At 68.0% G+C, this 11,321-nt stretch carries 12 protein-coding genes; 8 read left to right on the forward strand and 4 right to left on the reverse strand.

Features of this window, described 5'->3' with window-relative positions; genetic code table 11:
• Positions 1–109: 109 nt before the first annotated feature.
• The gene (locus D3654_RS12150; RefSeq protein WP_120521757.1) at positions 110–904 is read right to left on the reverse strand and encodes a helix-turn-helix transcriptional regulator; all 795 of its coding nucleotides are present in this window, start codon (positions 902–904) and stop codon (positions 110–112) included.
• A 172-nt stretch (positions 905–1,076) separates the two neighbouring features.
• Here D3654_RS12150 and ilvD point away from each other — a divergent pair, with 172 nt between their 5' ends.
• Positions 1,077–2,963 carry a dihydroxy-acid dehydratase gene (ilvD, locus tag D3654_RS12155; RefSeq protein WP_120521758.1) on the forward strand — a complete coding sequence of 629 codons (1,887 nt, stop codon included), beginning with the start codon at positions 1,077–1,079 and terminating at the stop codon, positions 2,961–2,963.
• Positions 2,964–3,055: 92 nt separating this feature from the next.
• On the opposite strand, the gene D3654_RS12160 is transcribed toward ilvD, so the two are convergent.
• Positions 3,056–3,982 carry a glycerophosphodiester phosphodiesterase gene (locus D3654_RS12160; RefSeq protein WP_120521767.1) on the reverse strand — a complete coding sequence of 309 codons (927 nt, stop codon included), beginning with the start codon at positions 3,980–3,982 and terminating at the stop codon, positions 3,056–3,058.
• Positions 3,983–4,032: 50 nt separating this feature from the next.
• Here D3654_RS12160 and D3654_RS12165 point away from each other — a divergent pair, with 50 nt between their 5' ends.
• Entirely contained in the window at positions 4,033–5,388 is a 1,356-nt protein-coding gene (locus tag D3654_RS12165; protein ID WP_120521759.1) for a DUF445 domain-containing protein, read from the forward strand.
• A 30-nt stretch (positions 5,389–5,418) separates the two neighbouring features.
• Here the strand turns inward: D3654_RS12165 and D3654_RS12170 are convergent, their stop codons facing one another.
• Both D3654_RS12170 and D3654_RS12175 read right to left on the reverse strand, forming a co-directional pair.
• Positions 5,419–6,168: a LamB/YcsF family protein gene (locus tag D3654_RS12170; RefSeq protein WP_120521760.1), complete on the reverse strand. Its 750-nt coding sequence runs from the start codon at positions 6,166–6,168 to the stop codon at positions 5,419–5,421.
• Entirely contained in the window at positions 6,152–6,958 is an 807-nt protein-coding gene (locus tag D3654_RS12175; RefSeq protein ID WP_120521761.1) for a hypothetical protein, read from the reverse strand. Before D3654_RS12175 ends, D3654_RS12170 begins: the two co-directional genes overlap by 17 nt.
• A 133-nt stretch (positions 6,959–7,091) precedes the next feature.
• On the opposite strand from D3654_RS12175, the gene D3654_RS20500 reads away from it, so the two are divergent.
• The 6 genes from D3654_RS20500 to D3654_RS12200 all read left to right on the forward strand — a co-directional run bounded on the left by D3654_RS20500 (position 7,092) and on the right by D3654_RS12200 (position 11,241).
• A complete protein-coding gene (locus tag D3654_RS20500; protein WP_162943723.1) occupies positions 7,092–7,241 on the forward strand; it encodes a hypothetical protein in 150 nt (49 codons plus the stop codon).
• 107 nt (positions 7,242–7,348) lie between these two features.
• Entirely contained in the window at positions 7,349–7,963 is a 615-nt protein-coding gene (locus D3654_RS12180) for a DNA alkylation repair protein (protein WP_162943724.1), read from the forward strand.
• Between the two features lie 56 nt (positions 7,964–8,019).
• Positions 8,020–9,399, forward strand: coding sequence for an MFS transporter (locus tag D3654_RS12185; RefSeq protein ID WP_120521763.1), 1,380 nt, complete (start codon positions 8,020–8,022; stop codon positions 9,397–9,399).
• Between the two features lie 50 nt (positions 9,400–9,449).
• On the forward strand, positions 9,450–10,040 hold the full coding sequence (locus tag D3654_RS12190) for an RNA polymerase sigma factor (protein ID WP_120521764.1): 591 nt from the start codon (positions 9,450–9,452) through the stop codon (positions 10,038–10,040).
• Positions 10,037–10,885, forward strand: a complete 849-nt coding sequence (locus tag D3654_RS12195) for a peptidase M56 family protein (RefSeq protein ID WP_120521765.1) — start codon at positions 10,037–10,039, stop codon at positions 10,883–10,885. Before D3654_RS12190 ends, D3654_RS12195 begins: the two co-directional genes overlap by 4 nt.
• An 89-nt stretch (positions 10,886–10,974) precedes the next feature.
• Positions 10,975–11,241 carry a hypothetical protein gene (locus D3654_RS12200; RefSeq protein ID WP_120521766.1) on the forward strand — a complete coding sequence of 89 codons (267 nt, stop codon included), beginning with the start codon at positions 10,975–10,977 and terminating at the stop codon, positions 11,239–11,241.
• The last annotated feature ends 80 nt before the right edge of the window (positions 11,242–11,321 follow it).

Raw genomic sequence — 11,321 nt, forward strand, 5'->3', positions numbered from 1 at the left:
CGCGCAACCGGCACCACGCCAGAGACCCCGCCCCTGCACACATTTTCCATGCCCACGGCGGGGCGAAGCCCCTGGGTAATTGAGGCCCCATAACGACAACAATTGCGAGTTAGTTGGGCGACGCCGGCGTATAGACAATCAGCTTCAGCGCAGGAGCGTCGGCGAGGGTCAGCTGGTGGTGTTCGTAGACCCCGGTGCCGCCGTCGGGACGGTTGAAGGAGCGGGTCCGGGGCGTGAAGCCGCGCACGCCGTGCGCCTCCCACTGGGCACGGAACTCGGGGCTGGACTGCAGCAGCCCGGCCACCAGGCTGGCCTTGCGGGCGTCCTGGATGCGGGAGCCGGTTTCCGCACGGAACTCGGCCAGGAACTGGGCGCTGGTCTGGTCCCAGTCGGGCAGGAGGGCCCTGACGGCGGGATCCGTGAAAACGAGCTTCAACAGGTTGCGCTCCGCCCCGGAGACCTCCAGGACCCGCGGGAACAGCTCGGCGTAGGCCTGGTTCCACGCCACGATGTCCCAATTGCCCTCCAGCGCCAGCGCCGGGTTGGGGTCGATGGCGTCCAGGAGCCGCTGCACGTGCTCGGTGGTTTCAGCCGTGCCCGGTCCGGGAGCCGGCACCGCGTAGCCGAAGGGCGTGAAGAGGTAGCGCTCGCCGGCCGCATCCAGGCGCAGCACGGCGGCCAGCGAGGCCAGCACCTCGCGGGAGGGGTTCACCTTGCGGCCCTGCTCCAGCCACGTGTACCACGTGACCGAAATGGCGGACAGGAACGCCACCTCTTCGCGGCGCAGCCCCACGTCCTTGCCCCGGGCCGCTTGCGGCAGCCCGTAGCTGCTGCGCACTGCCTGACGACGGCGCGCAGCCAGGAAGTTTCCCAGCTCCTTGCGCCACGCTTCGGTTTCCGCCATTGCCGCTCCTTCCGAAAAAAGTCACCAACGCGGGGTCACTTAACGGCCCATCCGGGCACCGAACATGGGCCGTAAGTGACCCCGCGTTGCCCAGGAACCAACTCTAGTACTGCCACTACCAGTATTGACGCCGTCTTGGTGCCCGGGTTATTCGCGCGAGAGACTGGGGAACATGCCTGCATACCGCTCACGCACTGTTACCCACGGCCGCAACATGGCCGGAGCCCGCGCACTGCTGCGCGCCTCCGGCGTCGCCAACTCGGACATCGGCAAGCCGATCATCGCCGTGGCCAACTCCTTCACCGAATTCGTCCCCGGCCACACCCACCTGGCCCCTGTAGGCCGGATCGTCTCCGACGCGATCCTCGCCGCCGGCGCCGTGCCGCGCGAATTCAACACCATCGCCGTGGACGACGGCATCGCCATGGGCCACGGCGGCATGCTCTACTCCCTGCCGTCCCGCGACCTGATCGCCGACTCCGTGGAGTACATGGCCAACGCGCACTGCGCCGACGCCCTGGTGTGCATCTCCAACTGCGACAAGATCACCCCCGGCATGCTCATGGCCGCGCTGCGCCTGAACATCCCCACGGTGTTCGTCTCCGGCGGTCCCATGGAGGCAGGCCGCGTGACCCTGACCGACGGTTCCGTCCGCTCCCTGGACCTGGTTAACGCGATCGCCGACGCCGTGGACGAGTCCATCTCGGACGCGGACATCAACCTCATCGAAGAGAACGCCTGCCCCACCTGCGGCTCCTGCTCCGGCATGTTCACCGCCAACTCGATGAACTGCCTCACCGAGGCCATCGGCCTCTCGCTGCCGGGCAACGGTTCGGTGCTGGCGACCCACACCGCGCGCAAGGCGCTGTACGAGAAGGCCGGTTCCACCGTCGTCGAGCTGGTCAAGCGCTACTACGACGGCGACGACGCCTCCGTGCTGCCGCGCTCCATCGCCACGGCGAAGGCCTTCGACAACGCCATGGCCCTGGACATCTCCATGGGCGGCTCCACCAACACCATCCTGCACCTGCTGGCCGCGGCCCAGGAGGCCGGCGTGGACTACGGCCTGGCCGAGATGGACGCCAAGTCCCGCCAGGTGCCCTGCCTGGCCAAGGTGGCCCCGAACGTGGCCAAGGACAAGACCTACTACATGGAGGACGTGCACCGCGCCGGCGGCATCCCCGCCCTGCTGGGCGAACTGAATCGCGGCGGCCTCCTGCACAAGGACGTCCACTCCGTGCACTCCGCCGACCTGGACGGCTGGCTGGACGACTGGGACATCCGCGGCGGCAAGGCCACCGAGGAAGCGCAGGCCCTGTGGCACGCTGCCCCCGGCGGCGTCCGTTCCTCCACCGCTTTCTCACAGTCGAACGAGTGGACCTCGCTGGACACCGACGCCGAGGGCGGCTGCATCCGCTCCGTGGAGCACGCCTACTCCAAGGACGGCGGCCTGGCCGTGCTGCGCGGCAACATCGCCATCGATGGCGCCGTGGTGAAGACCGCCGGCGTGGACGAGTCCATCTGGACCTTCGAGGGCCCGGCCGTGGTCTGCGAATCCCAGGACGAAGCCGTGGAGAAGATCCTGAACAAGACCGTCAAGGAAGGCGACGTGGTGGTCATCCGCTACGAAGGCCCCAAGGGCGGTCCGGGCATGCAGGAAATGCTCTACCCGACGTCGTTCCTCAAGGGCCGCGGCCTGGGCAAGAAGTGCGCCCTCATCACGGACGGCCGCTTCTCCGGCGGCACCTCCGGCCTGTCGATCGGGCACATCTCCCCGGAAGCTGCCTCCGGCGGCACCATCGCCCTAGTGCAGGACCGCGACCTCATCCGCATCGACATCCCCACCCGCTCCATGGAACTCCTGGTGGATTCCGCCGAACTGGATGCCCGCCGTGAGCGCCTCGAGGCCACCACGGGTTACCACCCGGTGGGCCGCGAGCGCGAAGTCTCCGCCGCCCTGCGCGCCTATGCCGCCATGGCCACTTCGGCGGACAAGGGAGCAGTGCGCGACGTCGACTCCCTCTACCGCCTGACCTCGCCGCAGCCGGTGGCCCGGTAAGCCCCGGCCACTAAGCGGTAGCCACGCAATCTGGCTGGCAGTTGTTGTCGTTTTGAAGGCTCAGAACGACAACAACTGCCAGCCAGTTGGGTTTAAGAGACGCGAAGCTGCGCCAGCACCTGGGCCGGCTTGTTCGTGGTGATTTCGTGGATGCCCAGGCCCTGGCAGAGCGCCACGTCCCGCTCCGAATCCACGGTCCACACCCGGAAGCGCCGGCCGGAGTCGAGCCAGCGCTGCACGGTGCGGGCATGCTTGCGGACGTAGTCGATTCCCGGCCCTGCCAACCCCACCTCGCAGTCGTCCAGGATCCGTTCGCCCTCCAGCTGGGCAGCCTTCATCACGTTGGCCACCGCCCCGCCCGTGATCCGGCCCAGGCCCAGTTCCTCGCGGACTTCCTCCACGCTCACCTCGTCCACCAGCTGGCAGATGTGCCGGGCCGGAACGTACTGCAGCAGGTGCTTCACGGAGTCCGGGCTGAAGCTCATGAACGACACCAGGATGTTGTCCAGCCGCGAACTCTCCGCGTCCCAGCCCTCCCGGACCAGGAGTTCCAGCAGCCGGTCCTCGAGCTTGAGCTGGTACGGGCTGGGGTGCTTGAGTTCGATCGCCAGCCCGATCTCCCGGCCGGCGCCGCGCAGGACGTCCAGTAGTTCGGTCAAGGTCAGGAACTGCTCGGAGATCCCGCCGTACTCATCGGGAATCCGGGCACCCTTCCACGACGAGAAGTCCAGGGTGCGCAGTTCAGCAAGGTCCTTCTCGGCCACCGGGCCCGTGCCGTCGGACGTGCGGTCCAGGTTCGCGTCGTGCAACAGCACCAGGTGCTGGTCCCGGCTGAGGTGGATGTCGCACTCGACTCCGTCGGCGCCGTCGGCGATCGCCTTCAGGTACGCCGCGCGCGTGTGCTCAGCGAAGACCGCGCTGGCCCCGCGGTGCGCGTAGACCAGCGGCCGGCGCAACGGGGCCGCGCTTTCCGAAGAGTCGCTTTCCGGGGAGCCGCTCTCGGGTGCCTCGATAGTCATGCTGACACGGTAGCCCACCTGCCTGTCGGGCACGGGGCTACGCTGGGCACATGCAGGTGAACTCTGAACAAATCCCGACGCCGGAGCGGACCCGCGAGGCAAACGCACCGGATGCCCGCCCCGCCGAGGAGCCGGCCGCCGTCGGGCATCCGGCCGCCCTGTCCGAGAACGACGCCGCCAAAGCCGCAGCGCTGCGCCGGATGAAGAGCGTGGCGCTGGCCCTGCTGATCGGCATGGCCGTGGTGTTCACCGTGGCGTTCGCCCTGCAGAAGCAGTACCCGTGGCTGGAATATGTGCGGGCCGCGGCCGAAGGGGGCATGGTGGGCGCCTTGGCGGACTGGTTCGCCGTGACCGCCCTGTTCAAGTACCCGATGGGCCTGAAGATCCCGCACACGGCGATCATCCCGCGGCGGAAGGACCAGATCGGCGCCTCCCTGTCCGATTTCGTGGAGCACAACTTCCTCTCCGAGCAGGTGGTGAAGGAAAAGCTGGCCAGCGTGGACATCGCGCGCAAGGCGGGCGAGTGGCTGCGCTCCCCCGGCGGGCCCGAGCGTGTGGCCAAGGAGGGTTCCGCGGTGATCCGCGGCGCGTTCACCGTGTTGAACGACGACGACGTCCAGGCCGTGATCGAGGGCATGTTCCGCAGGCACGTGCTGACTCCGCCATGGGGGCCGCCCGTGGGCCGGATGGCGGAGCGGATCTTCGCCGAGGGCCACCACCACCGGCTCGTGGACCTGCTGGTTGACCGGGCGGCGGACTGGGTGGCGGCCAACCACGACACCGTGAACCGGCTCGTTTCCGACCGTTCGCCGCTGTGGGTGCCATCCTTCCTGGACGACCTGGTGGGCGACAAGGTCCACACCGAACTGTCCAAGTTCATCCGCGCCGTACAGGCGGACCCGGACCACCAGGTACGGCAGTCGATCGACACGTACCTGACCGAGCTCGCCTACGACCTGCAGCACGATCCGGCGATGATCGCCCGGGCCGAGGGGATCAAGGCGCAGATCCTCGGCGACCCGGAGGTCCGCGAGTTGGCCTCCCGCACGTGGGGCACCATCAAGAACGCCCTGCTGACCGCCGTCGACGATCCCGACTCGGAGCTCACCCTGCGCTTCAAGTCCGCGGTGCGCGATTTCGGCACCCGCCTGGTGGACGACGCCGAACTCGCCGGAAAGGTCAACGCCTGGATCGGCGATGCCGCCGGCTACCTCGTGAACACCTACCGTTCGGACATTGCCGGGGTCATCTCGGACACGGTGGCGCGCTGGGACGCCGAAGAGACGTCGCAGAAGATCGAGCTCCAAGTGGGCAAGGACCTGCAGTACATCCGCATCAACGGCACGGTGGTGGGTGCGCTGGCCGGGCTGGCGATCTTCACGGTGGCGCACCTAGTGTTCGGCTAGGCGCGCCTCAGGCGAACGGCGCGAAGCACCTCAGGCGAACGGCGCGATCTCCACGCCGGCGTCCTCCAGGCCCTTCCGCACCGCGGCCGCGAGTTCCACCGCGCCGGGGGTGTCGCCGTGGATACACAGCGAGTCCGCCCGGACGCGGACCACGGAACCGTCCACGGCTTCCAGTTCGCCCCGGGTCGCCAGGCGCACGGCCCGCTCGACCACCTTGCCGGCGTCGTGCACCACGGCGCCTTCCTGGGAGCGCGGCACCAGGGTGCCGTCCGGCTGGTAGCCGCGGTCCACGAAGGCCTCGTGGAACACGGGGTGGCCCACCTCGCCGGCGAGCCGCAGGAAAGCGGAGCCGGGCAGGCCGAGCACGGGCAGTCCGGGGTCGTAGGCCTGGATGGCCGCCACCACGGCTTCGGCCTGGTCGGTATCGTGCACGATCCGGTTGTACAGGGCGCCGTGCGGCTTCACGTAGTCCACCGAGGCGCCCACCGCATGCGCGATCCCGTCCAGGGCGCCCAGCTGGTAGAGCACGTCGCCGTAAAGCTCGTCGAAGGACATGTCCATGCTGCGCCGGCCGAAGCCGTGCAGGTCCCGGTAGCCGACGTGGGCGCCCACGCGGACGTCCAGTTCGAAGGCGGCGCGGCAGCTGTCCAACATGGTCACGGGGTCCCCTGCGTGGAAGCCGCAGGCCACGTTGGCGCTGCTGACGAGCCGGAAGACCGCGGCGTCGTCGCCCATCGTCCAGGAGCCGAGGCCCTCCCCCAGGTCAGCGTTCAGGTCCATGGTTTCCTTCCGTCAGGGCGTTGGTGCTTGGTGTGTCTGCGAGCAGCTCCCCGGGAATCGTATCCGGCAACGGCCCGAAGGCGTGTTTGGCCGAGGCCACCACGGCCCGGCCCATCATCAGGTTCCCGCCGCCGCCCACCACGGCGCCCACTCCGAAAGGCAGGGCCCGGCCGAGGAACGCGGTGCCCTGGCGCTTCAGGAGGCTCCGGAGGAAGGCCTTCTGGATGGCGTCCCGGACCATGCCGAAGCCGCTGCCGGGAATCTTCTTGCCCAGCGTCTTGCCCCAGGCCTGGGTGACGCCCTTGCCGCGGCCGCGGGTTTGTCCGCTGAGTGCGCCCAGCAGGGCCGTGCCTTCTTCGCCGAGCATGATCGCCATGACCATGGTGCGGGCACGGTCCGGGTCGGTCAGGTGGATGCCGTGCAGTTCGGCGAGCGACGCCGCGTACAGGGCGGTCGCCTCCAGGAAGCCAACGGTGGCCAGCCCGGACAGCCCCAGCGAGGCAGCTGTTCCGATGCCGGGCACGACGGCGGTGGCCCCCACCGCGGCTCCCCCGCCGGTGACCGCGAGCAGGTAGTCCCGCTCCAGTTTGGCGGCCAGCTGCGCGGCCGCTGCGTGCGGGTGGCGGCGGTGCAGGCGCCGGAGGTTGGCCAGGACGAGTGGCCGCTGCACTTCCACGGCGCGCAGGAGCACGCTGTGGACGCCGGGTTTGGGATTTCCGTGCTCGTCGAACATCGCGTTGTGGACGGTTTCCTGGGCAATCTTCGCTGCCGGGTTGGGGCGCTTGGCCATGCTCACCTCCGTCGTGGAAAGGGTTCGTGCGTTCCGGCCCCAGCCTACTTGGTGGGGCCCGCGCAGGACCCCTCCGGCGTAGACTGAAACCGTTCACAGGGACCGGTCCAAGCCAGGACAGGAAGTATCCGGAATGAAGAAGAACATCAATCTGAACGACGTCAGGCACCACAGCGACGCACCCGCCGAGGGCGAAACCGAGGGTTGGGTTCCGCACGACACGGGCCTCCACAGTCAGGACCCCGCCGAGGGTCCGGACGAAGACGAGCCCGCCGGCCAATAGCCCAAAGTCCCCGGCGATCCTAAAATTTAAGCGTGGCTCCACGCTTGGCTGCTGGGGCTCCGGGGGACGCCAGACCGGGGCATCTTTTGGAGCGTGTACTCGACGAAGTGCACGCTTTGGAAAAGGCCGACGCCCACAGCCTCCGCGCCCTGCGGCGCAGGTTTTCAGCCCAGATCGCGACGGCGGACTCCGCCGTAGTCTTCGAGCTCGCCGACGGTCTCCGGGCGGCCGGCTATGACTGGCTGGGCTGGGAACTGATCAATGCGCACGACGCCGCCTTCCACTCCCTGACCGCGGACGGCCTGCGGCAACTGGGGTCCGAAATCGCGTCGTGGGGCCAGGCCGATGCCTTCGGCACCATCCTCAGCGGCCCGGCTTGGCGCGAGGGGCTGGTCAGCGACGCCGACATCGCCGGTTGGGCCCGGAACGGCAACCGCTGGTGGCGGCGGCTGGCGCTCGTGTCCACCACCGTCCTCAATACCCGCTCCCGCTGGGGCACCGGCGACCGCGACCGGACGCTCGCCGTCGTACTCCTCCTCATGCATGACCGGGACGACACCGTGGTGAAGGCACTCAGCTGGGCGCTGCGTTCCTTGGTGCCGTGGGATCCGCAGGCGGTGCGCACCTTCCTGGAGGCACACGACGGCGAACTTGCCTCGCGCGTGAAGCGCGAGGTCCGCAGCAAGCTGGACACCGGGCTGAAGTCCCCGCGCAGGCACTGAAACCCGATCGAAACGTACACGTCGAAACGGCGGCTTTCCGGCGGTAGGCTGGGCTGATGGCTGCCCCGCGAGCCCTCCGACCTTTTGCCCACCGTGAATACCGGGTGCTGATCACTGCCCTGGCCATTTCGATCTTCGGCTCCGGCATGTGGGCCGTGGCCATGGTGTACCAGGTGATCCAGCTCGGCGGCGGGCCGGTGGAGTTGTCCCTGGTGGCGACGGCGGCGGCGGTCGGCCTGGTGGCGTTCGTGCTGGCCGGCGGGATCGCGGCGGACCGGGTGCCACAGCGTCTGCTGATCATCGCCGTCGAGGGCGCCAACTTGGCCGTGATCGGCACCGTCAGCCTGCTCTCGATGACCGGGCTGCTGCAGCTGTGGCATCTCGCCGCGGGTTCCTTCGTCCTGGGCGTAGGCGCGGCGTTCTTCTTCCCCGCGTACTCGGCGATCCTGCCGAGGATCCTGCCGGCCGAGGACCTGCTCGCGGCCAACGGCATGGAGGGCACTATGCGGCCCATCCTGCAGCAGGCCGCGGGGCCCGCCGTGGCCGGCGTGGTGGTGGCGTCGCTATCGCCGCCGTGGGCCGTGACCGGGGTGTCCCTGTGCCACCTGACGGCGTTCATCGTGCTCAACTTCCTCGGCCGGCATGCCCTGGATGCGCCGGCCAACGGGGCCGCGGAATCAGGCTCTGCGGGCAGTACCGTCCACGGCGGTTCCCGCCGCGGCGGCGCAGTCCGTTCCTTCCTGCTCGACCTGCGCGAAGGCGTCAGCTACACCCTGCGCACGCCGTGGCTGCTCTGGACCTTGATCTGGGCCTGCCTGTCGGTGCTCTTCATCATCGGACCGATCGAGGTGCTGATCCCGTTCGTGGTGCGGGACCAGCTCCACGGCGATTCGCGCATGTTCGGCTTCCTGCTGGCGGTGATGGGCGTGGGCGGCGCAATCGCTTCGCTGGCCACGGCCTCGTTCAAGCTCCCCCGGCGCTACCTGACCATCATGATCTCGTCCTGGGGGATCGGCAGCATGCCGCTTGCCGCCGTCGGGATCATGGACAACTTCTGGGTGCTGGCCGCGGCGCTGTTCATCTTCGGCGCCACCGGCAGCGTGGGCATGGTCATCTGGGGCACGCTGCTGCAGCGCCGGGTCCCGCCCCACCTGCTGGGACGCATCTCGAGCCTGGACTTTTTCGTGTCGCTGGCGCTGATGCCGGTGTCCATGGCGCTCTCGGGCCCGGCGGCGCAGGTGGTGCCGATCTGGCTGATCTTCCTGGCCGCAGGCGTGGTGTGCCCGCTGATGTCCGTGGTGGCCCTGTTCGCGGCACGGATGCTGACGGACGAGATCGAGCACCCGCTGGACGCCGAGTCCGTGGTTGGCCGGGAGGTGGCGGAAGGGCAGGCAGCGGGCGGGCCGGTTGCCGGCGACGAGGTACCCGAGCACTGATTCCCTGGATTCACGTGTAACCATTCGCGTCTCCGCGGACAATACAGGGCATGGGGGATGTTCAATCGGCGGAGGAAACGCTCTGGGCCCGCAGCCTCAGAGGCGACGGCGACGCCTTCGGGGAGCTGTACGACAAGCACCGCGACCGCGTTTTCCGCCACGCTTACCGGCTGTCCGGGAACCGGCATGACGCTGAAGACATCATGGCGACGGCGTTCCTCGAGTTATGGCGGCGGCGGGCCAAGGTCCGGATTGTGGAGGGTTCGGTGCTCCCTTGGCTGCTGGTCACCGTCACTAACTGTGCGCGCAACAGCAGCCGGGCGGCCCGGCGCTACCGCCGCTTCCTGGACTCGCTGCCGCACGGGGAAGAAGCGGTCGATCCCGTATTCGGCACCGTCCAGGACCAACTCGACGGCGAACTCGCCTTGGCGCTGCAATCCCTGGACGCCACGGATCTGCGCTTGCTGAGCCTGGTTGTTTTCGAGGACCACACGCTCACGGCAGCGGCCGCAGTGCTGAAGCTGAGCCCGGGAGCGGCCAAGGTCCGCATGCACAGGGCGCGTCAGCGCCTGAGGTCGGTGCTGGCGGAGAACCGTCCCAAACCTACCCGTATCCCGCTGTTCGAAGGAGGACAGCCATGAGCCCCCTGCTCGTGGACGACGGCTTCAGCAATGCCTTGCGTCAAGAGCTTGTGTCCAGCGTGCGAAAGCAGTCGCCTGCCCGAACCCGCCGCCGCGCCCGCCTGTGGCTCGGCGCCGGTGTGTTGGCAGGCACCGGCCTGCTCGGCGGTATCGGCGCCACGGCGTCAGGGCTCTTGGCTATTCCCGGCGGCGAACGGATCACACCGCTGGCTGCACCGGTAACGGAGACATATGCGGGCACTGCCACCATTGAACTGGGAACACCACCGGAGGGAACCACCGGAATCCATTTGGAACTGGTGTGCCTTACACCGGGGCGATTCGAATTCGAGGACGGCGCCAGCGTCGAATGTTGGCAGGCCGATGTCGACCGCCGTGAGAAGGACGGCGGATGGAACGGCCAATACACTATGGACCTTGCCCCGGGCCGGCACAGCGTCACCATCAAGACGGAACCCACGAGTCGCTGGCAACTCTCGGTCAAATACGTCAAGCAGGAGGTGACGGACTGGGCAACCAACGCAAAAGGCGAAACCTACGGCGCGGAAAACATGGAGAACGGAGTCCCGGACCTGATCGCCGTCGTCGCCACCAACGGAAAGTCCGGTTATGTTTACCGGGTCGACTTGGAAGAAGCCAATGGAACTGCTGCGATAAAGACGTTCAAGAGCCCCGCGGACGCCCTCGCCTGGCAGGCGGCCCGAGGCAACAAAGACATCGCGATCCCTGTCTATGACCTCGACGGCAAAACTGTGCTCGGCGAATTCGTCATCAGCGGACGCCAAGGACATTCCGGCGAACGGCCTACTGAAATGCCATCCGGCCGCGCAACTACATCGAATTAGATTGGGGCGCTGTCGCCCATTACCGCCGGGCGGATCCCTTATGCTCAATGGATTGATCGCCGCTTCCCGCAGGCACCAAGATCACCCTCATGCCGGGTGAGGCAAGGATTGAGGGCGCAAGCGGCACCTTCACGCGGGACGCGGACGGCGTTCCGATGACCTATACGACGGCGCCGGGAGACATCGAACGCAGGATTGCGTTCCGCTTCAACCTGGAGACCGCCGAGTTGGGTGATGCGAACAGGCCCAAACCGGGTTCCCCTCCTTGGTACGAATACGCCAACGTCCCGCACGGGGAACTCGCCGCCGGACAGACCATCAGCCTCTCGGCGGACAAGCCAATAACAGGCAGGTAGATTGACCGCCCGTGGACTTTCCTGCTCTAGGTTCTCCGGAAAAGCAAAAGGCGCCGGTGCGGCTGGAATCCAGCCGCACC

Origin of the sequence: Arthrobacter celericrescens (genome assembly GCF_003614925.1) — a bacterium.
GTDB classification, from domain to species: domain Bacteria; phylum Actinomycetota; class Actinomycetes; order Actinomycetales; family Micrococcaceae; genus Arthrobacter; species Arthrobacter celericrescens.